The organism is Streptomyces sp. CT34 (assembly GCF_000805335.1).
In the GTDB taxonomy this organism is placed as follows: domain Bacteria; phylum Actinomycetota; class Actinomycetes; order Streptomycetales; family Streptomycetaceae; genus Streptomyces.
Window position 1 is genome coordinate 3,467,014 of record NZ_KN708638.1, and the last position, 23,080, is coordinate 3,490,093.

General features: G+C 63.7%; 30 protein-coding genes. 11 read left to right on the forward strand and 19 right to left on the reverse strand.

What is annotated here, in order from left to right; translation table 11 throughout:
* Positions 1–619: TetR family transcriptional regulator (locus RZ84_RS36585; protein WP_107068274.1), on the reverse strand; the 619-nt coding region annotated here is incomplete at its 3' end.
* A gap of 102 nt (positions 620–721) precedes the next feature.
* Here RZ84_RS36585 and RZ84_RS39755 point away from each other — a divergent pair.
* From RZ84_RS39755 to RZ84_RS40125, 3 genes are all read left to right on the forward strand, one after another.
* Positions 722–886 carry a hypothetical protein gene (locus RZ84_RS39755; protein WP_043264765.1) on the forward strand — a complete coding sequence of 55 codons (165 nt, stop codon included), beginning with the start codon at positions 722–724 and terminating at the stop codon, positions 884–886.
* A gap of 11 nt (positions 887–897) precedes the next feature.
* Positions 898–1,179 (forward strand): hypothetical protein, encoded by a 282-nt coding sequence (locus RZ84_RS15085; protein WP_052230489.1) that lies wholly within the window; start codon positions 898–900, stop codon positions 1,177–1,179.
* Between the two features lie 465 nt (positions 1,180–1,644).
* Positions 1,645–1,983: a hypothetical protein gene (locus tag RZ84_RS40125; RefSeq protein WP_157878819.1), complete on the forward strand. Its 339-nt coding sequence runs from the start codon at positions 1,645–1,647 to the stop codon at positions 1,981–1,983.
* A gap of 488 nt (positions 1,984–2,471) precedes the next feature.
* Here the strand turns inward: RZ84_RS40125 and RZ84_RS15090 are convergent, their stop codons facing one another.
* The 11 genes from RZ84_RS15090 to RZ84_RS36595 all read right to left on the reverse strand — a co-directional run bounded on the left by RZ84_RS15090 (position 2,472) and on the right by RZ84_RS36595 (position 12,226).
* The gene (locus RZ84_RS15090) at positions 2,472–3,875 is read right to left on the reverse strand and encodes a peptide MFS transporter (RefSeq protein ID WP_157878820.1); all 1,404 of its coding nucleotides are present in this window, start codon (positions 3,873–3,875) and stop codon (positions 2,472–2,474) included.
* 743 nt (positions 3,876–4,618) lie between these two features.
* Positions 4,619–4,942 carry an antibiotic biosynthesis monooxygenase family protein gene (locus tag RZ84_RS36590; protein WP_347232756.1) on the reverse strand — a complete coding sequence of 108 codons (324 nt, stop codon included), beginning with the start codon at positions 4,940–4,942 and terminating at the stop codon, positions 4,619–4,621.
* Positions 4,939–5,265: an antibiotic biosynthesis monooxygenase family protein gene (locus RZ84_RS15095; protein WP_043264767.1), complete on the reverse strand. Its 327-nt coding sequence runs from the start codon at positions 5,263–5,265 to the stop codon at positions 4,939–4,941. The genes RZ84_RS36590 and RZ84_RS15095 overlap by 4 nt, the downstream gene beginning before the upstream one ends.
* A gap of 2 nt (positions 5,266–5,267) precedes the next feature.
* Entirely contained in the window at positions 5,268–6,017 is a 750-nt protein-coding gene (locus RZ84_RS15100; RefSeq protein ID WP_043264768.1) for an SDR family NAD(P)-dependent oxidoreductase, read from the reverse strand.
* A gap of 12 nt (positions 6,018–6,029) precedes the next feature.
* Entirely contained in the window at positions 6,030–6,494 is a 465-nt protein-coding gene (locus RZ84_RS15105; RefSeq protein ID WP_043264769.1) for an SRPBCC family protein, read from the reverse strand.
* On the reverse strand, positions 6,494–6,751 hold the full coding sequence (locus RZ84_RS15110; protein ID WP_043264770.1) for an acyl carrier protein: 258 nt from the start codon (positions 6,749–6,751) through the stop codon (positions 6,494–6,496). The genes RZ84_RS15105 and RZ84_RS15110 overlap by 1 nt, the downstream gene beginning before the upstream one ends.
* Before the next feature lie 31 nt (positions 6,752–6,782).
* Positions 6,783–8,045 (reverse strand): ketosynthase chain-length factor, encoded by a 1,263-nt coding sequence (locus RZ84_RS15115; protein ID WP_043264771.1) that lies wholly within the window; start codon positions 8,043–8,045, stop codon positions 6,783–6,785.
* On the reverse strand, positions 8,042–9,319 hold the full coding sequence (locus tag RZ84_RS15120) for a beta-ketoacyl-[acyl-carrier-protein] synthase family protein (protein WP_043264772.1): 1,278 nt from the start codon (positions 9,317–9,319) through the stop codon (positions 8,042–8,044). The genes RZ84_RS15115 and RZ84_RS15120 overlap by 4 nt, the downstream gene beginning before the upstream one ends.
* Positions 9,316–9,705, reverse strand: coding sequence for a cupin domain-containing protein (locus RZ84_RS15125; protein WP_241777714.1), 390 nt, complete (start codon positions 9,703–9,705; stop codon positions 9,316–9,318). Before RZ84_RS15125 ends, RZ84_RS15120 begins: the two co-directional genes overlap by 4 nt.
* Positions 9,706–9,740: 35 nt before the next feature.
* On the reverse strand, positions 9,741–10,112 hold the full coding sequence (locus RZ84_RS15130; RefSeq protein WP_043264774.1) for a TcmI family type II polyketide cyclase: 372 nt from the start codon (positions 10,110–10,112) through the stop codon (positions 9,741–9,743).
* Between the two features lie 176 nt (positions 10,113–10,288).
* Positions 10,289–12,226 (reverse strand): AfsR/SARP family transcriptional regulator, encoded by a 1,938-nt coding sequence (locus RZ84_RS36595; RefSeq protein ID WP_347232757.1) that lies wholly within the window; start codon positions 12,224–12,226, stop codon positions 10,289–10,291.
* A gap of 272 nt (positions 12,227–12,498) precedes the next feature.
* Between RZ84_RS36595 and RZ84_RS38935 the strand changes: the two genes are divergently transcribed.
* Together RZ84_RS38935 and RZ84_RS15140 are read left to right on the forward strand one after the other, a co-directional pair.
* On the forward strand, positions 12,499–12,660 hold the full coding sequence (locus RZ84_RS38935; RefSeq protein WP_157878821.1) for a hypothetical protein: 162 nt from the start codon (positions 12,499–12,501) through the stop codon (positions 12,658–12,660).
* A 280-nt stretch (positions 12,661–12,940) separates the two neighbouring features.
* Positions 12,941–13,822, forward strand: a complete 882-nt coding sequence (locus RZ84_RS15140) for a helix-turn-helix domain-containing protein (RefSeq protein WP_043264776.1) — start codon at positions 12,941–12,943, stop codon at positions 13,820–13,822.
* 169 nt (positions 13,823–13,991) lie between these two features.
* On the opposite strand, the gene RZ84_RS38940 is transcribed toward RZ84_RS15140, so the two are convergent.
* From RZ84_RS38940 to RZ84_RS38950, 4 genes are all read right to left on the reverse strand, one after another.
* Positions 13,992–14,150 (reverse strand): hypothetical protein, encoded by a 159-nt coding sequence (locus tag RZ84_RS38940; RefSeq protein ID WP_157878822.1) that lies wholly within the window; start codon positions 14,148–14,150, stop codon positions 13,992–13,994.
* A gap of 93 nt (positions 14,151–14,243) precedes the next feature.
* Entirely contained in the window at positions 14,244–14,384 is a 141-nt protein-coding gene (locus RZ84_RS41110) for a hypothetical protein (RefSeq protein WP_241777715.1), read from the reverse strand.
* A 265-nt stretch (positions 14,385–14,649) separates the two neighbouring features.
* Complete coding sequence (locus RZ84_RS38945) at positions 14,650–14,853, reverse strand: transposase (protein WP_157878823.1); 204 nt, start codon at positions 14,851–14,853, stop codon at positions 14,650–14,652.
* 285 nt (positions 14,854–15,138) lie between these two features.
* A complete protein-coding gene (locus tag RZ84_RS38950; RefSeq protein ID WP_157878824.1) occupies positions 15,139–15,321 on the reverse strand; it encodes a hypothetical protein in 183 nt (60 codons plus the stop codon).
* Positions 15,322–15,481: 160 nt separating this feature from the next.
* On the opposite strand from RZ84_RS38950, the gene RZ84_RS38955 reads away from it, so the two are divergent.
* The 4 genes from RZ84_RS38955 to RZ84_RS15175 all read left to right on the forward strand — a co-directional run bounded on the left by RZ84_RS38955 (position 15,482) and on the right by RZ84_RS15175 (position 19,012).
* Positions 15,482–15,964, forward strand: coding sequence for a hypothetical protein (locus tag RZ84_RS38955; RefSeq protein WP_157878825.1), 483 nt, complete (start codon positions 15,482–15,484; stop codon positions 15,962–15,964).
* The gene (locus tag RZ84_RS15165; protein ID WP_157878826.1) at positions 15,961–17,307 is read left to right on the forward strand and encodes an MAB_1171c family putative transporter; all 1,347 of its coding nucleotides are present in this window, start codon (positions 15,961–15,963) and stop codon (positions 17,305–17,307) included. Before RZ84_RS38955 ends, RZ84_RS15165 begins: the two co-directional genes overlap by 4 nt.
* A gap of 45 nt (positions 17,308–17,352) precedes the next feature.
* A complete protein-coding gene (locus RZ84_RS15170) occupies positions 17,353–17,823 on the forward strand; it encodes a DUF4334 domain-containing protein (protein ID WP_078894648.1) in 471 nt (156 codons plus the stop codon).
* Between the two features lie 118 nt (positions 17,824–17,941).
* Entirely contained in the window at positions 17,942–19,012 is a 1,071-nt protein-coding gene (locus RZ84_RS15175) for an NAD(P)-dependent alcohol dehydrogenase (RefSeq protein WP_241777716.1), read from the forward strand.
* A gap of 194 nt (positions 19,013–19,206) precedes the next feature.
* Here RZ84_RS15175 and RZ84_RS15180 read toward each other — a convergent pair whose 3' ends face one another.
* Positions 19,207–19,872 (reverse strand): TetR/AcrR family transcriptional regulator C-terminal domain-containing protein, encoded by a 666-nt coding sequence (locus tag RZ84_RS15180; protein ID WP_043264781.1) that lies wholly within the window; start codon positions 19,870–19,872, stop codon positions 19,207–19,209.
* 122 nt (positions 19,873–19,994) lie between these two features.
* Here RZ84_RS15180 and RZ84_RS15185 point away from each other — a divergent pair, with 122 nt between their 5' ends.
* Together RZ84_RS15185 and RZ84_RS15190 are read left to right on the forward strand one after the other, a co-directional pair.
* Positions 19,995–20,429, forward strand: a complete 435-nt coding sequence (locus RZ84_RS15185) for an ester cyclase (RefSeq protein WP_043264782.1) — start codon at positions 19,995–19,997, stop codon at positions 20,427–20,429.
* 87 nt (positions 20,430–20,516) lie between these two features.
* The gene (locus RZ84_RS15190; RefSeq protein WP_043269946.1) at positions 20,517–21,359 is read left to right on the forward strand and encodes an IS5 family transposase; all 843 of its coding nucleotides are present in this window, start codon (positions 20,517–20,519) and stop codon (positions 21,357–21,359) included.
* A 96-nt stretch (positions 21,360–21,455) separates the two neighbouring features.
* Here the strand turns inward: RZ84_RS15190 and RZ84_RS15195 are convergent, their stop codons facing one another.
* Both RZ84_RS15195 and RZ84_RS15200 read right to left on the reverse strand, forming a co-directional pair.
* The gene (locus RZ84_RS15195) at positions 21,456–21,860 is read right to left on the reverse strand and encodes a hypothetical protein (RefSeq protein ID WP_043262602.1); all 405 of its coding nucleotides are present in this window, start codon (positions 21,858–21,860) and stop codon (positions 21,456–21,458) included.
* Positions 21,857–22,699, reverse strand: coding sequence for an IS5 family transposase (locus RZ84_RS15200; protein WP_043262603.1), 843 nt, complete (start codon positions 22,697–22,699; stop codon positions 21,857–21,859). The genes RZ84_RS15195 and RZ84_RS15200 overlap by 4 nt, the downstream gene beginning before the upstream one ends.
* Between the last annotated feature and the right edge of the window lie 381 nt (positions 22,700–23,080).

A 23,080-nucleotide genomic window follows, 5' to 3' on the forward strand; every position in this document is an offset into this window, starting at 1 on the left:
AGTGCCTTCGGCCGATACTGATCAGCCGCAGCTGCCGCCGCGCCCGCCAGACCACCTCGTCCGCCGCCCCCTCGGCCCCGTCCTCCGCCGCGTCGATCAGCTCCGCGGCCGTCGTCACCAGCCGGTCCACATACAGCTCGGCCAGCATCCGCACGTCCTCGTCCCGCCAACCCGCCGACGCCGGCTGCGTCTTGAGCGCCTCGGCGACCTCCTCCGTGAACCGCGCCAACTCCCCCGCGATGGCCTGCCGCACGGCCCGCACACCGCCGTGCCGCTCCCGGGCCACGAACCGCACATGGGCGGGGTGTTCCCGCACATGCCGCTCCACGACCGCGACCGTACGGTCTATCCGCTCCTCCGCCGCCGGCTCCACGAGGATCGCGCGCACCATCGCGTGCAGGCTCCCCAGCGCCTCCTCGACGAGCGCGACGCCCAACTCCCCCATATCCCGGAAGTGCCGGTAGAACGCGGTCGGGGCGATGCCCACCACCCGCGTCACCTCGCGCAGCCCCAGACTGCTCAGGCTCTGCTCCTCCAGCAGCCCGAGCGCCGCGTCGAGCAGTGCCTGACGGGTCTTCTGCTTCTGGGCCTGCCGGACTCCACCCACACTGTGACTCATGTCATCCAGTAAACAACCGTTCTCCGAACCATTCCACTCCCGCGCAGTCGTAGACTGAGGATGTCAGTGAACAACTGTCCTCCGAATTCCGAAAGGAAGATCATGCTCTTCCTCGTCGCAGCCCTCCTCCTGATGGGGATCGCGCTGGGCACCGCGGCACACCTCCCCCTCCCCGTCACCCTCGTCGCCGCCGCGGTCATCGCCACCTGGCTGCTCGTCTTCTCCGTACGCGAACGCCGCAACCAGGCGGGAGGCACCCCCCGATGAACGCCGCCACCATGAAGCCGACCTCCGCCTCCCCCGCCTCCCCCGCCGCCCGCCCCGCCCGCTCCCACGCGGACGGCATGGCCGTCGCCTCCTTCGTCCTGGGCCTCCTCGGCACCCTGGTCCTCAACGTCGTACTCGGCCCCTGCGCCCTGGCCCTCGGCACCCTCGCCCTGACCCGCGGCACCACCCGCCGCGGCCGCGCCCTCGTGGGCATCGCCCTCGGCGCCGCCGACCTGATCCTCCTCGCCGCCCTCACCGCCGCCGACGGCACCCTCAGCTGGCACATCGGCTGACCCCACCCCGGCCCCGCACCCCACGCCCCCCACCCGCCATCCGCTACGCTTGTCGCCGGACCGGATCACCCGGGTCGCCCCGCCTCCGTGAGATGTGTCGAGAATTCCTTTTCCCCAGGTCAGCACGGGTGAGCTGCGAGCCCCGCAAACGCCTGCCTCGTGATTCCCAAACGCCACTCCTGCCTTTTCGCAGGACACGACAGGTGTAGCGGGTGTCGGTCAGCAGTCCCACTCCTGCCACCACAAGTCGAGGTCTCCACCTGGCGAGCGAGGCAGGTCTGACAGGTGTCATCCGGCCAGCCCTTCCGGCTTGCTACTTAAATAGCAAGATTGCAGGGTTCTGGTGTACCCACTCCTCACATCCCGTGGCCGCGGTTCGACCGGCGCGCCTACCTCCTGCTACTGGACGACCAGCACCGGCTCCTACTGTGCGGCGGATGCTGCAGCGGCTGGACGGTTCCCCAGGTGCGCATCGGCGAGGTCGGCAGCTTCGAGGCAGCTGCCACCAGGTTTTTGGCTGATCGCTTCCAGCTCCTCGACCCCGGCTTCGGATCCATATACGGAACGCGGCAGTCACGGCCGGACGACGACTGGGAATTCGATCGCGTCACCGCATCTCGCCTCTTCTTTGTTCGACTCAGCAATAGGCAGTCAGCGGCTATCGAGCTGAGTTCCGCCACGCACGTCAGGTGGGGACTTGAAGAACTAAAGAGGCGACGGCGAGAGATTTCCCCGGAAGGAGCCGTCCTACTCGTGACCGGATATGTCGAGGGATGGATTCCTGATGGCCCTATCTCACTTTAGCTTGCCGGGGATGGGTTATGCATCTACATATCATTGAGCTGCAGATTACCTTCTCGGTCAGCGGGATCGACATTCAGTGCGTCACTTCTGAGAGAGAGCCGTTTCCGCGTACCCATGATTGTACGCACCAGGCAGACGCAGCTGCCTCTCACGGCACGGCGGCGCTTGTTGGCCTCGGTCATGCCGCCGCGCCGGTCACGAGGCCGACACGTCCGCCGATCAGAGGCAGGCGGCGTTCGCAACCGGAAACTGAGGGATCGGCGAACGGATGGAACGCGTCTCGACGACGGCCAAGCTCAGCTGACGCCCACAACGCGCGGCTGCAGGCGGATCGCGCGCCCCGATCTCGCGTCGTTGTCGGGTGACGAGCACGTGCGAATGGCAGCGCTCACGTGGTCGCTCGCGGTGGAGTATGTGATCAGTAGACGAGCCGATGGGATGCCGCCGCCACGGGCGGCAGTACCCGCAACCGCAAAGGCGCATCTACCTCAATCACCCGGATGCGTCCGGATACGCAAATTATCGACGGATAGGCCGACTGCGACAGCTACCGCTATGACCAGGATTCCCAACGACAGGAAGTAGAGGGGGAGCGGGACAATGGCTGTCAACCGGAAGAGTTGACCGCCCAGAACAACACCGACTGCACCGAACAAGCCGTTGAGGGCGAGAAATTGGCTGGTTGCACCCGGCGGTGCGACTTCGGCCGCAAGCACCATCGCCGCTGGTGCCAGGGAGAGTTCACCCACCGCATAAAGCAAGTAGGCCAGCAGCAGCCAGTAAGGGCCAACCGGGCCTCGGAGGGCGATCAGCGCGGCCGCAGCCATCAGCAGGAAGCTGAACCCTCCCGCCATGAGTCCGGCGGCGAACTTCACCGGCGCTTCGGCCTGCGGACCGAGGCGGCGCCAGAGGCGGGCGACAATCGGGGCAGCCACAAGGACGAAGGCGGGGTGGACCGATTGGAACCAGCTGGCCGGCACCTCGAACCCAAGCACGTGACGATCAGTGTGGTGTTCGGCGAAAAGGTTCAGTACCGAACCACTCTGGGCGAAAACCATCCAAAACGCCGCCGATGAGGCCATGAGCATGGTGAACCGGCTCAGCTGACGCCGCGCAGCACGCCCCGTCCAGGGGGATCCGCGGCGCAGTAGCGCCAGGTAGCCGAACGGCAGGGAAAGGGTGGCCAGCCCCAGAACAGTAAGAACTCCGCTTACCGAGCCAGCCAGCGCCGCCACCGCCACCAGTACACCGACGACGAGAACAGCGGGAGCGCTCCTCCGCAGCACACGGGTTGCTTCGCTCCGGCGGATCGGTCGGAGCGGGCGCTGGCCAAGGTCGCCGAAGCGCCCCAGCGCGAAGGTGAACTGTAGGAGACCAATAGCCATTCCGAGCGCCGCAACGGCGAACCCCAGGTGCCAAGAGACCTTCTCTGCAACCAATCCCGTGGCGACCGGCGCGATCAGCGCACTGACTTGGATGTACAGGTAGAACAGCGAGAAGGCGGCCTCACGCTCCTTGTTGCTCTCGGTCAGCATCGCCACCAGTGCTGCCATGGCCGGCTTGACCAGCCCGGTCCCAATGACTAGCAACAACAGCCCGCCGTAGAGGGAGGCACTCCACGGTGCGGCAAGTACGGCATGGCCGCAGGAGATGAGGCAACCGCCGAGCAGAATCGACCGGCGGGCCCCCAGCACGCGGTCCGCCAGCCAGCCGCCCGGAAGCCCAGCCAAGAAGCTCAGCGACATGTAGCCGGCGAATACCGTGGTGGCTATCTGCGGCGCCATGCCTAGTCCGCCTTGACCGGTGGATGACGTCAGATAAAGGACGAGTATGGCAGCCATGCCATAGAAGCTGAAACGCTCCCAGAGGTCGACGGCGAGCAGGGTGCCCAAACCGCGCCTACGCCCCCTGGCGCGTTGAGCTTTGGTGTTGTGCCCTGCCACAAGTGATGTGTGCACTATCACCGCTCGGTCCGAGGGTGCATCGTTGCTCGTGGTCACTTATTCCTCCTTAGGAGTCGCAGTGGTCGACAGTCGATTGCGCACCGACAATGCCTGATCGATATCAAAAATTCCGCAGAGCCCCGACAAGTAAGCAGCATTTCAAAAAGGCACCGAATTAACCCATGAACCTACCTGCTTAAATGGCACCGCCGCCACACTGCCACCTCGAATCAAACCCACCACCAGCAGGCTTCGATCGAATCTCCAACTCCTCGCTGAATAATCCTGAAGCAGAAGGAGGAATGATGACACTGATTCGACTGCGCCTCATCGGGCAGACTCAGAGCCTGATACCGAAGAACCCTATACGACACGAATTCGGGATCCGGTCATGATGCGACATAACGAGGGACCCGCTACTGACCGTCGAGGCGCTCACGTTTCGCCGCGGGGCGTCAGGTCAGCCAGGGAGCAGATCACTAATGCGGTAGTCGAGCTTTACACGAAAGCGAGCGGCGAGCATGAGTACGCAATTCGAGTTATTCTGTCCAGGCAATTAAAGGATCCGGGACTCCCGAACATTCTCCACGAGAAGAATGACTCTGCATGAAGGAGAGGGAGGAAGAGCCGGCCGCAGCCTACACATGGCTGCGGCCGGCGTTGTCTCCTGTCAGCAAGGCTTCTGTCGTGACCTAGGCACCACGAACCGCGCCATAGCTGGCTAGCTCCCGATATATTTCAAACGGTCGCTCACGCTGGGTGTCCCGGAACTGACGAAGCGGGGCCGTCTGTTGCTTGTGCCCGGCACTGCTTTCCCAAGACGCAAACGCATCCCAGTTCGACCACCGGCTGACTACCACGTAGCAATCCGGGCGCCCCACTGCGGTAAGCAGTTCATTGCCGAGCAGTCCGGGTGTTCCCTCCATCCGCCGGCTGGCCTCGTGATAGGCCACGAGGACAGCCTCGGGATCATCGCTGAGATGGTAGAGGACCACCTCGACCGCGCCAATTGTCACGACTGTTGCCCAGCCGAGCCAGCTAGGGCCGCGACGACATGCATGGTGGTCATTGAACCGCCACTCCGGTAAGGATGAAGCAACTGGCGGTGCTTCAGATGCCCGTCACTGGTCTCGAACTCCCGGAATTGGGGCTCGTCCACCCAGTCACTGACGATGTAGTAGATCCCCTCCTCCTCGGCGCTCCGAGAAAGCCACTGACCGATGTTCGCCGGATGATCCGTGACCGAGTCGCCGACCTCACGCCATACCTGCTCGAAATCGTTCTCCATGCCGGTCTTGATCTGCATGCGTAGCATCACCCGGAAGACCTGATCAGACATTCTCATATCCCCCCGTCGACGTTGAACGTTTCACCGGTGACATAGCTCGACAAGTCGCTGAGCAGGAACAGCACCGGGCCAGCCAGCTCAGTCACGGTTCCGAGCCGGGCGAGCGCTGTCTTTTGCGCATACGTGGCGCGCAGTCCTTCGGCCCGGTCACGCGGCATGGCGTCGAATGCCTCGGTCTCGATCACACCAGGCGCGACGACGTTCACCCTGATGCCCTTCGGCCCGAGTTCCTTGGCAAGCGAACGGGTCAGGCCGATCATGCCGGCTTTCGCCGCGGTATAGTGCGCGCGGAGCGGGATCCCCGCTGCGGCACCGCGTGAGCCGATGTTGACCACAGAGGCCCCAGTCGCCAACAGAGGCAGTGTCTGCTGGATGACCCGGTAGGCAGCAGTGAGATTGGTGTCAAGGACCTTTGACCACTCGTCAGCAGCCAGTTCTCCGAACGAGATGTGGCTGATGACGCCGGCGTTATTAACCACTGCGTCGAGGCGGCCGAACCGTTCCCTAGCGATGCCGATCAACCTATCGACTTCGGCTATCTCTCCAACATCGGCGCGGACTACGTGGTGGGCACCACCGGTTTCCTTGAGCTCCCGGACAAGACTGTCGACCGCCTCGCCCTCGTGACGGTAGCAGGTGAGTACATCGGCACCTGCGCGAGCAGCCGCCAGGACAATGCCGCGCCCGATGCCGCGGGTTCCGCCCGTCACGAGGATCTTCTTAGCCTGTAGTGCCAATTGCATGAAGTTTCCCCTTCACTGCTGTGCGGCAACGCGCGCCGCAGCTTCGATCTTTGACTTGATCAGTGCCATCTGCACGACGGTGTTGCGATTGAGCCGCTCAGTCATGCCCGCGTCATCCAAGGGAGCTTCGGGCTGCATCTCGAAGTCCTGGATCCAGCGCATGCGGACCCCGGATGGCTGCTGCTGGTACTCCCACCGGATGTTCATGTACTTGAAAGGGCCTGTCTCAACACGGTGAGCACTCACCGTGCGGCTCTGCTCGTCCGCGACCCTCTTGGAGACCCAACTCCACACCTTGCCCGTTTCGTCAGGGTGCAGTGCGAGACGAAAGGTCACACTGTTTCCGTCGCGCTCCAGGATCTCTGCTGACGCGTACTCGCTGAACAACTGCGGCCAGGACTCGACGTCGTTGGTCATGGACCACACAAGGTCCATGGGCGCGTCTATGGTGATCGCGTTGTCGGTGTGCCCAGCCATCAGCGAGCCACCTCCACGAGGCGCCCGTTGACATACGTCACGACCTCTTGAGGCGTGGAGCCCTTCTCGACATCCCCGTCCGGTATCTCGATCCCGTACTCACGCTCGATACGGTTGACGAATTCCAGCAGGGCCAGTGAGTCGTAGCCGAGTTCAGCAAATTCCGTGTCAGCGACCGCCTTGCCGCCCAGGTCGATCTGCTCGTCGGCGCCGGCGCCGGCACGCAGGATCCTGATCACGTCCTCGACTGTAAACATTCTCTTCCTTCCTTTCTCTCGCCGTTTTCGTTTACTTCTTCACATTGCTACGGTTGCCAGCGCCAACCACGAGCGCCGAGGTGAATCCCCCGTATCCACGCGCGAGGATCAAGGCAGTCCTCGGTTTGGTCTGCCTCGGCCTGTCAAGCACCAGGTCGATCTCGCAGTCCGGGGCCACTCGTTCGAGCCCCGCACTGTGCGGGATCACACCGGAACTCAAGGCAAGAAGCGCGGTGGCGGTGTCCAGCACTGCTCCGCCGGCGTAGAGCCTTCCGGTCAAGGTTTTAGGCGCAGTTACCGGGACTCCGGCGGGACCGAACACCTCGGCAATCGCTCGCGATTCATCCAGGTCTCGCTCCTGCACTCCGGAGGCATCCGCGAAGACCATGTCCACCGCTTCGGAAGTGATCCGCGCGTCCGCGAGCGCCCGACGGATCACACCCGCCAAGGCTGGCGGGCGCGATGAGTCGGCCGGGGGATCGAATCCTGCGGCATAGCCAAGCAGTTCACCGTAGTGTTCAGCTCCCCGTGCTGCCGCAGCAGAGGCGGTCTCGACTACCAGCATGGCTCCGCCCTCGCCAGGGACGAAACCACAGGCGGAGGCGTCGAAGGGCAGGTAGGCACGGGTGGGATCGTCCTCGGTGGACAGGCCGCCCCCCGACATCTGGGCCACCAGGCCATAGGGGCACAGCGATGCGTCCGTGCCGCCGCTGAGCACCAACCGAGACCCCGTGTTCAGCAACCGGCGCGCCTGCCCGAGTGCGTCCAGGCCGCCTGCCTGTTCGCAGCAGATCACGCCACACGGCCCACGCATGCCGTGTTGGATGGAGACCTGTCCTGTCGTCGCGGCATAGAACCAGGCGATGGACTGGTAGGCACTCACCCAGGCTGGGCCCTGGAGGTAGAGCCTTTCCATCTCATGCTGGCCGAACTCGGTACCACCGGAGGAACTTGCCGTCACGACGGCCATCTCGTACTCAGGAAGATCCGCGGGATCCACGCCCGAGTCCTCAAGGGCGTGCGCCGCGGCCACCAGGGCGAAATGGGTGTAGCGGTCGGTCTGGGGAACTATCCGGCTCGACACCCCGTCCTCTGCGACGAAGCCAGGCACCTCCCCGGCCACACGCACCGGATATGACTCCGGATCAAATCGCATGATACGCCCGAGTCCACTCTTCCCGGCAAGCACAGACTCCCAATGCTGCTCGAGTCCGATACCCGTCGGCGCCACCACACCGAGTCCGGTGATCACGGCCCGCTCCCGAGGCCCAGTACCAAGGCCCGATGCTGTCATGCCGCTGCCCTCCCGCCGCTACTGGCTCCGCCCCGCACCATGGCGGTCTGGAACCCACCGAACCCGCTCCCGACGCTGAGGACTCGATCCATACGGTGCTCGCGTGCAGACACCGGTACATAGTCGAGATCGCACTCGGAGTCGGGGACGGTGAGATTCGCGGTCGGTGGCACGACCTGGTGCCGGAGCGCAAGGGCACAGGCTGCGATCTCCAACGAGCCGATGGCGCCTAGTGAGTGCCCAATCATCGATTTGATGGAACTCACAGGTACTTCATACGCGCGCTGTCCGAGACTCTTCTTGAAAGCGGCCGTTTCGTGTCGGTCGTTCTGCTTGGTGCCGGACCCGTGCGCGTTGATGTAATCAATGTCTTCCGGATTCAGCCGCGCGCGATCCAGGGCAGCCCGAATGGCCTCCGCCATCTCCCTGCCGTCCGGCTTGAGTCCGGTCATATGGAAGGCGTTACTACGCCCAGCAAAGCCCAGGATCTCTCCATATGTCTCGGCACCGCGGCGACGGGCGGCCTCAGCTTCCTCTATCACCATGACCGCCGCACCCTCTCCGAGAACGAACCCATCCCGCCGGCCGTCGAACGGCCGGGAGGCGTGCCGGGGATCCTCGTTGTTGGGTGTTGTCGCCTTGATCGCGTCGAAGCAGGCTGAGGTTATGGGCGACAGCGGTGCATCGGTTGCGCCGGCGAGTACCACATCAGCAGTGCCTTCCTCTATCAGCTGGACGCCGTATCCAACGGCGTCCAGCCCGGAAGTGCAACCGGTGGAGATCAGCGCAACCGGTCCTTCTGCAGCAGCCTCCCAGGCTACCTCCGCAGCGAGCGAACTCGGGACCATATACCCGTACAGATGAGGCACACCGTAGGTGTGGTCGACCAGCCACTGGTTGCCGCCGTCGGAGAGGACCGCGTACTCCTCTTCGAGACCCATGGTGCACCCCACCGCGCTGCCGACGCTCACGCCGACCCGGCTTGGATCGCCGCTCTGCAGATCGATACCGCTGTCGTCCATGGCTTCACGAGCTGCGACGACTGCGAACTGGGCAGCCCGGTCCATGCGCCGCGCTTGCTTCTGGGTCAGTCCTGCGGCGAGTGGGTCAAAGTCGCACTCAGCAGCGACCTGAGAGCGGAACTTCGAGGGGTCGAAGAGGCTGATTCGGCGAGTGGCGGTGCGCCCAGCTGAGAGAAGTTCCCAGTACGCCTCGCGGCCGACACCCCCCGGCGCGACAACTCCGACACCTGTGATGACCGCGCGGCGGGTCACCGCACACCACCGACCTCGGGGCTGCTCGCGTCCAGATGCACCGGCACCTCGGTGTCCACATGGCCGAGTTCAGGCCGTGGGGCGAGAGGCGACAGGTGGAAGACCGCTTCGGCCGGCTCTGTCCCAACGTTGAGCAGGCGATGCCGCATCCCGATGGGGACCAATAGGGAATCGCCTGGAGCGAGTGAAACCGGCTCGCCATCCAGGCTCATCTCCAGCCGCCCGCGAATGATGTGCAGGAACTCCTCTGAGTAAGGGTGGGTGTGCTCCGTCACGTACTCGCCAGGAAGCAGACGAAGCACACCTCCGAAGCCGGACGTGCAGCCGACGGTCTTCGGGCTGAGTGTGACCCGGATGTCTCCACCGCGCTTCGTGTTGGCCGCCACCGTTTCTGCGGCAACCTTGGCAGTCCCAGAAATGCTCACCTGCCACCGCCAAGGTTCTCGGCAACGGGCTTGGTCACAACTGAACCGCCGTGAGGCGTCCAACTGTAGAAGGGGACCGCCATGGCGTCCTTGGGTTCACGCCAGTCGGGATCGAAGGGCGAAATGAACTGGGCGAGACGGGTATTGATCTCCTGGTAAAGCGGATGGCTGCGCGCCCTGTACAAGTTCGGCGAAATGTCTGACTCTGCCTCGACCAAGTGGAAGTAGAGGTTGTGGAATGCGAACAAAGTTCGCCTCGACACCCCGATCATGTGTGGCAATTCGGAGCTGTCCGAATCGGTGAATACCTTGGCCACGTCCTCCGCGTCGGCGAGGTCCATCCTCGCCACAATCAGTGTTCGCTGCAAGATGCCCTCCTTGGCATGCTCTCGCTACCGACTTCATGCTGACGCGTAGCGTTCGAAGGACGCTCAAAATAGTCTGAAAGACTGCTGACGGCCGGCTGACGGCGTTCAAGCATGACAGCGGCTTGCCGCCCCCTTCGGGTTCGGCAAGCCGCTGTCATGCGTTATGAGGTGACGAGTTACCTCCGCGCACCGAAGTGCAGCAGCGAGTCATCGCTGCAACTATGCTCCACTGCCCTATCCAGCGGGTCGCGTTCGGACCATAGCCGCAGTAGAGCTTGTCTGATCAGCCGAGGAATCGTGTAGGCGGACTCCTGCAGGGTTCGTGACGACTTCGTGGGCGGCATGGGCAGCTCATCGACCAGATAGAGATCAACCAAGGAATCGAGCAGGGTCTCGAGATCCTCGCTGCCGGGCACCAAGTTCTTCAGATCGTCGACATGCCAATGGGTCTTCGCCCGGCCAGCCATGTGGCAAAGCAGCCGACGCTGTTCTTGTGAGAGATGCCGATAACTGGACTCGACTCTGCCTCCAAGAGAACACCCCTCCACCAGAATTTCAAGAAGCTTTGCAGTATTGCTATGAAGTCGGGAGGCCAGCCGGGCTGCCTGCCAGCCGGATCGGCTTGCCAGCTTCGCGGTGAGCGTTCGGATTGCCAGCGGCAGGCCTTCGCACATCCCCACTAGCTCTGGCACGACTTTGGCGTGGCTATCCCAGGACCATCCATCGGCAATAAGGTTGTGCAGTTCCAAGGCCTCACTCGAAGAGAGGCTAGGTATCTCGATGGATCGTCCGCTAGAAAGGCTCGGAACCCGATATCTACTGACAGCAATCACCGCACAGCCCGGTCCACCTGGTACAAACGGTTTCAGCTGCGAGCTCGTCAGCACGTCATCGATGATGACAAGGGCCCGTCGGTCGGCCGTCCAGCTGCGGAAGAGCCGACTGAGTTCACCGAGTTCCGACGGCAGCTCTTTCCGGCGGAAGCCACAGGAACTCAGAACCCCTGTCAGTACATCCGTGATGTCCGGTGGGCCGTCACCAACCTCTGAGAGATCGACGAACAGCTGGCCGTCGGGATAATGCTGGCGCAGCCGGTGCCCGGCGCGGACAGCAAAAGCTGTCTTGCCTACGCCTTGACGTCCGCGGACATCGACTACTCGAACTCCCGGATCGCTACCTCGCTCAGCGCTCAGGTAGCTCTGTATTTCGTGGAGTTCAGAAACACGTCCGACGAAGTCAGTCGTGTTGGCGGGTAATTGTGAAATTGTCACGCCGGAGGCAGTGGCGGCGACAGTCGGCCGGACAGCCGCCGCACTTCTGGTCGATTTTACGTTGTCCACGAGTATCTGCTGATGCATCTCTTGAAGCTCCGCCGACGGCTCCAATCCCAGTTCGTCCACAAGTCTGGCTCTCAGGGTGCGGAACACATCCAGGGCATCGCCTCGGCGACCGAGCATGCTCAAGGTACGCATTAGCAAGCCAGCGAATGCCTCATGCGTCGGGTGCAGCCAGAATGCCTCGGAGACCTCGTCCAGCATGGCTTCTTGCTGACCGATTTCAAGCATTAAAGAGAATCGCTTCTCCATGACATTCTTCCGCCGTTCCTCCAGCATGGTGGACCAAGCGGAGAGACGTCGACCACCGGCCACGTCAACCAAAGCCTGTCCCTGCCATATACGCAGCGCCTCCTTGAAAGTGCGCACCGCCTGCACCGTGTCACCGCTCCGCGACTCTCCCTGCCCTTGATCGGCAAGCCGTTCAAAGCGGTACGCGTCAACAGACTGCCGGCCCTCCAGCTGCAGTTCATACCCGCCCACTCTGGTAACAAGAGCGGGCGAGAACGAAATTGGTGGCGCAGCGAGTGGTAAACTCGTATGTTCTGTGACCAGCTGCAAGCGTTGGCGCAGCTGATAGATGTATGTCTGAAGAGTGGTGAGCGCTTTAAAGGGAGGGCGCTCTCCCCATAGCTCCTCGCAGAGCCGTTCCACACTGACCATCGAATTTGCACTCAGCACCAGCATGGCGAGCACTTGCCGCAATTTAGGAGCCGAAGGAGTCACATCCTCGCCGTCCCGACATACTCGCAACGGACCGAGAAGACTAATCTCGAGCACCCAATCCCCCTAGGATTTCGATCAAATTCGGACGTCACCCCGCTACTGGAATTCAATTCCCCAATAACGCGGAACAGACAGAACGACTTAGAGGACGCCTAATATAGAGATGCATTGATGCGCGGCATCATTTTTGTTTGCTTGCAGATATCAACCCGTCACAGCGGTCTTATGGTTTCTGACGCCCAGTGAGGACTGCCCGCCCCCCTGCTGGCGTCGTTCAACGCCCATCAGCAGTTCGGGCGGGGCCGTCCCCGTGTTACGAGAGGCCCGTGTCTACGGCGGTCGTGCTACTGGTGACGCGGTGGTTGCGCTTGGCGGCGCTACCCAAGACGTTCAGCGTCTCGTTCGTGACCAAGCACCGCCAGTTCACCACGCTGAGCGAGGCCGGCCAGCACGCGCTCCTGGACGAACTCGGCGCTCGGGCGCGCTGACCGGGCCGTATCCAGGTCGGCCGTCTCACTAGACTTGAAATCTTCCGACCCAGTGTCGATGCCGAGCGCATGGCATACATGAGGGTTGCGCATGAACCGTTCCCCACCGACAAGTTCATACGCACCCCCTACGAGCGCCAAGCGCGCCACAGCGCGAGGCCTCACGGCCGAGCACGCACAGCCCCCGATCGCAAAAACTACATCACGTGCCTCTGGAGATCAACGCATTGCTGGTTAAAGTTGCTGCTGTCGCTCCTTCCACAGCAGCGCGGGAGGCCCTGTGCAACGCCATATCGACGTCGAACGCCTGAAGCTAGTTCGGCGGATCCGCGACGTCCGACTGCAGGACATCGCCGAAGCCCTTGGCTACTCGGCACACACCCAGGTCAGTGCATGGCTGAAAGGTGATGCGACCCCGCCACCGGAAAAGCTGCCCGCTTTGGCAGAAGCCCTCGGTGAACACATCGACGACCTGTTTCCTCGGGATGGCGAACCCGACTTGGCGGACCTTAGGTGCGATGCAGGCATTCCGCGCAAGGATGTACCTGTGATCATCGGAACCCGGAGTTCCGTCCCGATCAGAAACGCTGAGCGCGGAAAGCGGAGGCTCGACCCGGCATTCGTGGGGCCGCTCGCTGATGCCTACGGGGTGAGCATCAACGAGTTGCTCGCCGCGCAAGACCGGTCCTTCGGTGGGAGTGAGACGGCAGAAACCAACCGACCGCCCGAGTTGCCTACCTCCCTCGCCGAGAAGATCAGTTACCTTCTGGGGCGCCTTCCTGAGGGCAACCGGCCTTCGGACGCAACCATAGCTGGCGCGATCAACGGCAAGGCTGGCGCTGACATCATCCGGCCGAGCCAGGTAAGGGCGCTACGCACCGGGCAGCAGCCGTCAGGAGAGGTTTTGGTCCACGTACCTGGAGCGGTCCTTCATGAGGGACTGTCCGCAGTCTTCGACGTCCCTGCGCTCTACTTCCAGTCCAACGACGAGATGGTTCGGCAAGTCGTCGAGACCATCCGCTTCCTCGCCCAGCGCGAGGATGTCGAGTTGCACCCCCGCGGGGCCGTGGAGGGACTGTCTGGTCCCATGCTGGCCAAGCTGAACGAACTGCTGGATGAAGCCCGCAAGGCCGAGGACATGAGGCGGCGAACCGTGGAGTAGCAGCTACCCCGGTCTTCTGGATCTCGCTCTGAGCTGCTCCAGGTTCCATGGAGTCCGATCTCAACTGGTGAGCGCGGTTTGCGGGGTTCGCTCCTGGTTCCGCCAGAAGGCTTTCTTGTTCTCGGCGGTCGGCACGTAGTTGAGGGTGGAGTGGAAGCATCCTTCGTTGCTACATGCCCCACTGGAACCTCGCCCGCTCGACCTGGTCGACGTCCCGACAGGCCAGGGCCCATTGCACCGCGATCAGCTCGGCTGTGCCGTTCAGAGCCTCGGCCATGGCGTTGTCGTACGAGTCGGCGACGCAGCCGACCGAGGCAGCGGCGTCCATATCGACGGACCGGTCGGTGTGCCGAATGGACGCGTATGGCCACCCGCGGTCGCTGTGATGAATAGACCCAGGATCGTTCTTGATGCGGCGCCTTCAGAGGGCTATCCCCATTGCGCCCAGGGGAAGTTCGGTGCGCATGTGGCTTGCGACTTGCCAGCCGACGATCACGCCGGAGAACACGTTCAGGACGAACGCCCCATACGCCCAGCCGGACCAGGTGCGGACATTCGTCATATCCGCCACCCAAAGCTGGTCCGGCCACGAGTCCGCGAAGTCGCGGCCGACCCGGCAGCTCCCATTAGGCGGACGGGGAGCTGACGGTGCCGGCACGGTGGTCCGGCGCCGTTGCCCATGGATCACGCCCTCCAGACCCAGCTCGCGCATCAGCCACCCGACGGTGCAGCAGCCCACACCGATGCCCTTGCGCCGCAGCGCGCGCGTGAGCCGCCGCGTCCCATAGGGCCGCCCGACTCAGCGTGGATCTGCTCGACCAGCGGCGTCAGCTGCTCGTCGCGGAGTCGGCGGGCCGACTTCGGCCGCTTCCTGCCGGCATTGCCCGTGCGTGCGCCTCGGCCTGGCGGACCCAGCCGCGCAGGGCTTCCTTGTCGATGCCCAGGCCCTTGGCGACGTGCGTGATCGACCGGCCGGCTTCGACAAGATCGAGGACCTTGCGCCGGAACTCGGCCGGGTAACTACGGGGCACGGAAGCCTCCTTGAGTCTCTGGAGCATCATCTGTCCAGCAAGGCGACTCCACCAGACCCGGGGCACATCAGGGACTCCACAAAACCGGGGGCAGCTCAGAATCGTTCAATTCGCGACATTTATCAAACGTTTACCCACCTGTCCTTAGCTGCTGGCACTCCCCGGACGCATGACGCGCCAGTGGATGACCAGCAGGGAGCAGCCATCCGTACGCGAGTGAAGCTTTCGTCAGCCAGGATCACCGCGCTCAGGACTCTGTGCCTGGCCGCTTCGACGGCCAACCGTTCAGGGCAGCAGATCAGCGGAGACCGTGGCTCCGACGCAGTCGAAGAACGCGAAGATCAACAACTTCGCGACGTGCGTCTTCACGGCGGAGACGCCGGGATACCTGATGTCGTCGACCATCGCCGCATCGGGAATCGTGGCTCGTGGCCCGGTGTCGGACGCACCATCGCGCACAATGGACACAGGCTGCAGTGAACGTGAAGAGGTTTCATCGCTGGATTCAGTGTGTCAGCACCGAGGGGCAGGGTTGTTCGCGTCGAGAAGGCTGCGGGAGCTTCGCAGGAACTGCGAAGCAAGGCTCAGCAGCCTCCCACTGCCCACACCTTTCACAATCGAAGGCTTAGTGGCAAACGTCGAGCAAGCACGTGGCAAGCAGCTTCGCTTGGTTGCCATCCAGGAATCCGAGGACATGCGCAGAGCCTGTGGGCTTCGAGCCAAGCTCAAAGACTGCACGTTCATTTTGTACCGCCCTAGACCGACACAGTCTCAGACAAACCATTTAATTCTTCATGAAATTGCCCATGAGTGGCTGGGACACTCCACCACGCTCACGACAAATGAGCTGGAACAGCTCATCCCGGACCACCTTCACCAGTTAATCCAGCGGTATGGCAGAGACGCAGAGATCCAAGCCCGCGCCCGCTACGGAACTGTGGAAGAACAGGAGGCTGAGCTCGGCGCATATGTGATCGAGCAACTGGTTTCCCGAAGCCGGGCCCCGGCAGTCGGAAACGATGTCATCAGCCAGCTGGAGCACACGCTGATCCACCCGGTTGCCCCACCACCACACATCCGCACCCAGCACGATCAGGATCCCCAGCCGTGACCCTCATTGATGACCTCAACTACTTCGCAGCAACGGCCATGACGGCTGTTGCTGCGTGGCGTGCGCCAGCTGTTTTGCGCCACGGGGACACTCAGCGGCGCGCGTTGTGGGGCTGTTACAGCGGATATGCTGCAGCTTCCTGGCTCAAGTCCCCCATCGGGGCAGATGCGATGCGGCTCGTACCGATCGCGGAAGTAGACGTGCTCTTACAGGAGTACCTCGGCACCGCCGCCATCGCGTCGATCATCACCTACGTATCTGCCAATTACGGTAGACACCATCCGACAACCTCGCCGCGGCACGTGATGGCCTCCCACCACATTGCCCGGCTCTCGCCTCGCGTGGCCATCGGCGTCGTAATCGCACTGACAGTGGTCTTCTTCACTGCCGTCGACCGGACCGAATCGAACTCGTCAACTGACTTCGCCGCTGCCCACATCGGTGAGTGGGGCGCCGCTCTCTTTTTGTCAATCCTATACGTGTACTTGGCGGCCAGCTGCATCGTTACGGGTTATCAGTGCGCCAGCGCTGCTCGACGGGCGGAGTCCCGCCTGCTGCGCATAGGCCTCGCCCTCATAGCGACTGCAATGGGGATTGGGCTGTCCTACGTGATCACCCGCACAACCTACCTGTGGACCGCCGTGGCCATTCCCACCAGCCGATCCGCTGCGCCTGCGATCACGCACATCACAGCAGCCATGACGGCGACCCTGTTGGTGGTCTTCGCTGCCGGCGGCAGCATCCCTGCGGCCACCGCAGCGACTGCCCGGTGGTCCACGATACGCCTGTTGGCAGGCTTGTATCCCCTGTGGCGGGACCTAGTCGAGACGTTTCCGGATGTGTCATTCCACCAACGTCTCGGCCAGGCAAGGCTAGCTCCTATTTGGCGCGAGCTCACGGACTGGTCCCTGCCCCTCAGCGTGCGGCTCAGCATCCGTGTGCATACCCTCGCTGACGCAGTCGAGCAACTACGGGACTATGCGCCGCCGGGCTTGTTCCACGCCGCAGAGGACGTTGTCGAAGAGTCCGATGCGGACTGGTCCAACCCTCGGGCGGCAGCCGAGGCGTTGTACATCAAAGCAGCTCTGCAGGCTGTTGCTCATGGACGATACACGAGCGGCTCGTCGGAACCCCTGCCGAAGAAACCGCTAGCCACCACCGAGGACGAAGCACGATGGTGGGCCCAAGTACAGCGCGAGTACGCAGCCATATACCCGCAACAGGCCGAAGAGCTCCTGCGCGCTATCTACTCAGCATCCCATGCAGCATCACGGCTGCCAGAGGGGTCAGGGAAAGCGCAATCCATAGACCAAGATGCAGTATCCAACAGCCCGCAGGAGTAGTGGCGTTAGGCTCAGTAGAGGCCGATGACAGGGAGTGATCGCTACATGGACCGCAAGAAGGCCCTTGCCCATATCGCCGCCATCCGGGCATCCAGTGACATGGCGTTGAAACCTGCCGAGTTAGATCAGCTGTGGGCAGTGCTGCCGACCGTTCGCCCTGAGGAGATCCTAGGCATGTGGAAGGGAACCGGGATCACCACCGGACACCGAGTGGAGAGCCTGCTGGCCCAGGCCAACTGGTATGGCAAGACCTTCCATTCCGTTGATCATGTGGAGCCTCTGATTTGCCGTGACGAGCACGGCGCGCTGTTCTCGGACGCCGAGCTGGCCAAGGGCGAAGCGAGCCTGTGGGCAGTGGAGTTCCGCGGGGAGACGACTGCCACGATGGTGTATGACGGCCAGCCTGTACTCGACCACTTCAAACGAGTCAGCGACAACACCCTCCTGGGTGTCATGAACGGCAAGAACGTCCTGGATGAGGGACAGCACTTCTACTTCATCCTCGAACGCGTCTAAAAGCACCCCTACTTGTCCTGACGATGCCCCACGCAGGCAACGCCCCATGCCCTCCTGGTCGGCGCTCACAGCTGGCACTACCCCAAGGAAGACGTAAGTGCGGATACAAGCAGCGCTGGTGGAATCCCCCGGCGGCCCCTTCACCCTCCAAACTCTCGATCTCGATGCGCCGCGGCCGGAGGAAATCCTCGTCCGGATCACCGCCAGCGGCATCTGTCACACAGACCTCAGCATGCGGCAGATCTGGCCCCGGGAACGTCTTCCCATGGTCTTCGGCCATGAAGGTGCCGGCGTCGTCGAGGCCGTGGGAGACGCGGTGACCAACGTCGCCCCCGGCGACCACGTCTGCCTCACCTACCGAAGCTGCGGCACCTGCGAACCATGTACGGCAGGGAGTCCGGCGTACTGCGAGCTCGCCGGTGCCCTCAATGCCGCCGGTTCCCGTCCCGACGGCAGCACCCCTCTCTCCCACACCGACGGCACCCCGGCCTACGGCAGCTTCTTCGGCCAGTCCGCGTTCGCGACTCACTGCCTCACGACCGAAAGCAACACCATCAAGGTCCCCGCGGACCTACCCCCAAGTGTGGTAGCACCGCTGGGGTGCAGCGTCCAAACCGGCGTCGGTACCGTCCACACCGTCCTGCAACCGCGACCGGGGGCCGCACTGGCCGTTTTCGGAGCCGGCAGTGTCGGCCTGAGCGCCATCATGGCAGCGGTCGCCGACGATCACACCGTCATCGCCATCGAGCCCCTCGCCGCACGCCGCGCGCTGGCGAAGGAACTCGGCGCCACAGTCGCCATCGATCCCACGGCCGAGGACGATGTGGTGGCGGCTGTCCGCGACCTCACCCACGGCGGGCCGCACTATGCCATCGACACCACCGGTCAACCTGCCGTGGTGTCCCAGGCTCTCCACGCCCTGCACAAACAGGGAACACTCGCGCTGGTCGGCATCGGCAGCGCGCAGTTCGACACCATGACCGTGATGACCAAAGGACTTACCATCCGAGGCGTCACCGAGGGCGACGCCATCCCCGCCAAGGCCATCCCACAACTGATCCGCCTCCACAAGCAGGGCAAGCTCCCACTCGAGAAACTCATCACCGAATTCCCCTTCACAGAAATCGAAACCGCCGCCGAGGCCGCGATAGCGGGCCGCGTTGTCAAACCCGTCGTCACCATCGGTTGAAGTCTCGATCCATCCACGCCGGCTTTGGGAGTGATCTCATGGGGCTGGCGGGGCGAGACCCGATGCGGCTAAGAGCGCCTGGCAGTAGGGGTGAAGCGTTGGTGGTGGACATTCCGGAAACAGAACAGGTACGAGCCGCAGTGATCACGGAGTTGTCTACGCTCAGTGATCAGTAGCGGCTGGCGACTCGGGGTTCAGCCCTCGCGCAGTTCGTTGAACCCGAGCAGCATCGCGTCGACGGCGAAGGCGAAGCGTTCCTTGTCGTCCACTCCTGCTCGGTCGCGTGCAGCCTTGGTGATGAGCGGATATCGCTCGGTCGCCAGCTGGGCCAGCCAGCCTGTGCCGCCCGCTTCGTGTGCGTCGACGGCAAGTTGTGCCTCCATGACGGTGTGCCCGATCGTGAACACCGTCACTGCGTTGAGGGCGTGCAACGCGCGACCGAGTGGAAAGCCGTTGTCCGTCAGCATGCGCAGGCACGCCTCGATGTCGTCGAGTGTCGCCTGGGTGACCGCTGGGCGAGAGGCGGCGAGCGGGAGGACGGCCGGGTGCCGCAGCAGGCCCTTGCGCAGCGCCTTCGCGTACTCACGCAGCGCCTCCCGCCAGTCGGCGGACTTGTCCATCGCCGGTGCAGCAGCTCTGAACACCTGCTCCACCAGTCCGTCGAGCAAGGCGGCCTTGTTCGGGACGTAGTGGTAGAGCGTCATCGCCTCGACGTCGAGCTGCTCACCGAGTGAACGCATCGTCAGGGCCTTAAGCCCGCTGCGGTCCACCAGGTCCAGTGCCGCGTCAAGGATTCGTTGCCGGCTCAGTCCCACGCGCTCGCCACGGCCGCGCCGTGCGCCCGGCTTCTCGGCCGTCATACGTCGCCCCACCTCTCCACCCCGAGCGTTGACATTCTTACAAGGTAAGACAAGAATCGACCCAGACGATACTTACGTTGTAAGAATCCGAATCCGTTTCCTCGACACCGCAGGAGCTGGAGATGCCCTCCACCACCGCCCTCGGCAACAAGCAGGTCGTTCTCGGCTTCATCACCGCACTCAACGACCGAACGAGCCAGGACTGGGTGCGGTATCTCGCGCCGGACGTCATCGACCACAACAAGATCATTTTCGGTGAAGAGGAAGCACCCGGCGCTGCGATTGAGGGCTTCCGGCAACAGCTCGCCGCGTTCAGCGCCGAGCACCCGGACGATGGCTTTCGCCTGGAACAGCTCATCGCCGAGGGCGATGATGTCGTAGCCCGGCTTCGGGTGCGCGCCGTCCACACCGGGTATCGCCCCCGGACACCCAAGCCGACCGGCCGACGCTGTGACGTCGAACAGATCTGGATCTTCACGGTACGCGGCGGCCGGATCGCTGAGATCCGTGCTGTGAGCGACCGTCTCGGCATGTTCCTCCAGCTCGGCTGGGACTAGCCGAGCGGGAACTGAAGCAGCGTGTCAGAGCAGGCACGAGCCGCAGTAATCATGGAGTTTCTACGCTCAGTGATCACCGGAGGGGCCGTGCCTGTCTTGCCAGCGTGCCTGCTCGAACCCCTGTGGGACCAGTTCTCAGCTCTCCTGCCCGAGCACGTGGACAGCCACCCGCTCGGCTGCCACAACCCGCGCATCGCGGACCGCGTGGTCTTCGAGCACGCGATCGCCGCTCTGATACACGGCTCCGGCTACGAGCGGGTCGCCAGCCCCGGCTGCTCAGACCGCACGATCCGACGCCGGGTCAAGTACTGGGCCCAGCTGGGAATAGCCGAGCAGCTGCACGCTCTGGCGCTACAGGCGTACGACCGGATGATCGGCCTTGAGCTGGACGAGCTGTCCGTGGACGGCTGCATCACCAAGGCACCCTGCGGCGGCGAGACCGCCGGGCGCTCCCCGGTCGACCGAGGTAAGCAGGGTCTGAAACGGTCCGTAGCCACCGAAGCCCGCGGCATTCCGCTAGGCATAGTCTCAGCCGGGGCCAACCGACACGACTCACCGCTGCTCGTGCCCACTCTCAAGGCAGCGAAGGAGCAGGTCGGGCCCTTGCCCGAGCAGACCAACGTCAACTTGGACCGAGGCTACGACAGCAACAAAACCCGCACCGCACTGACAACGCTCGGCTTCACCAGCGAAATCGCCAGCAAGGGCGTCCCTGCCCCGATCCAGGCCGGCAAGAGGCGGGTCGTCGAGCGCAGCCACTCGTGGATGAACGGCTTCGGCAAGCTCCGACGCTGCACCGAGAAGCGCAGCCGGGTCGTCGACTTCTACCTCTACCTGGCCGCCGCAATCGTCACGCTACGTATGCTCATCCGCCGCGCCACCCCGCTCTACCGCTGGGCCAACCGCCCCACTACCAAGAGGCTCAACTGATGCCTACCGCCGGGCGTTCTAAGAGGGCGGTTCGTGAGTTGAGGTCCGTTTCGAGGTGAGGTTGGGGCATGGCTGCTGGTCGCGGGCCTTCGTCGGTTACAGCTTCCTGGCGAAGTTGCCGGTATCGATCTCGGTCAGGATGCCGAGCTTGACCAGGCGTTTCAGCTTGGCGCGAGTGCCTTCGATGTTCTTTGGCAGCAGTTCGTGGTCGAGGGCTTCGCAGACATCGCGGGCCCGCAGCGGGCCACTGGCCTGGTTGAAGACGGCGAGGATGTGGGGATAGTCCGGGTGATCGGGCAGTTCGGGTGAGGTGGCCTGGGCGGGAAGCCGGTCGGCGAGGGCGGTGACGGTCTTCCGGGTGATCGCCAGGTGCTCGAGGTGGGTCTCAGCCTCGTGCAATCGCCCCTGCAATTCCGTGATCTGGGTGCGGAGACCGTCGGCCAGGGCCCGGGCGGCATCCTCCTGGAGGCCAAGCGCGTCGAGCAGGGGCTCGACGTTCACACTGTCACCGCCTCGCGCCAGGTGGGGGTGTTCGCACCGGTCAGGCGGCGGGCCATGACATGGCTCATCGCCCAGTAGACGCGGGAGGCGGAGGAGGAGGGGCGGTGCTCGTAGTCGCGGACCAGACGCCGGTGCAGTATCAGGATCCCGTAGGTCTGCTCGACCCTCCACCGCTTGGGCAGCGGAACGAACCCCGCATCCTGCGGGTTGCGTTCGACGATCTCGACGTCGATGCCCAGGCCGGCTCCATGCGCGACGACCTGGTTTTTGAAGCCTTGGTAGACCAGGGCCTTGCGGACGGTGCCGCCGGCGTGCTCGGCGACCTGCTCCAGCAGTGCGATGCCCGCGGCGTTGTCGTGGGTGCTCGCGGCCAGCACGATGACGGCGATGACCAGCCCGAGCACGTCGACGGCCAGGCCCCGCTTGCGGCCCGGCACCTTCTTCGCCGGATCCCGGCCGGTCGTCGTGGCGGGGACCCCGGCGGCCGCATGGACACTCTGGGTGTCCAGCACCACCAGGGTCGGGTCCTCTAATCGCCGGGCCCGCTCACGGACCTGGCAGCGCAGGAGCTCGTGGATGACCTGGTCGGTACCGTCGTCCCGCCAAGCCGCGAAGTAGTAGTACGTCGCGCTCTTCGGCGGCAGATCGTGCGGCAGGTAGGCCCACTGACACCCGGTCCGGCCCTGGTAGAGGATGGCGTTCACGATCTCCCGCATCGCATAGGCGCCCTGGTGGCCGCTGACCGAACGGTGCCGGTCCTTCCACCCGGCGATCACCGGCTCGATCAGCGACCACTGCTCGTCCGATAAGTCACTTGGGTACGGCTTGCGTTCACTCACTCCGCCACACCAGCAGATCACCGGCTGCGGACCGGCAGATTCCGCCCGTGCCCACACCATCAGGCGACGACAGAGCCACCCAAAGACTCACGAACCGCCCTCTAAGGCGGGGTCCCTGGTGAGCGCTTCGCGCCGCTGGGTCGGCCCAATGGAAGACCTGCCGAAGAAGATCGGCATGGGCGCTGGCTGAGCGGCTGCAGTGGCTGCTGAAGGCTCGGCGGGGAACATGAGCCAGCCGACTGTGCGAGGTGCGCGGCTACGCGCTCAGCCACCTTGGCTGCCCGGACACCGCGCTTGCGGTTGACGAATCGAAGGCGGAGAAGAAGGCAGACGTCGGTTAGGGCGGCCTTCCAGCGCTGCGGGCTGGCAGGGGGGCGCAAC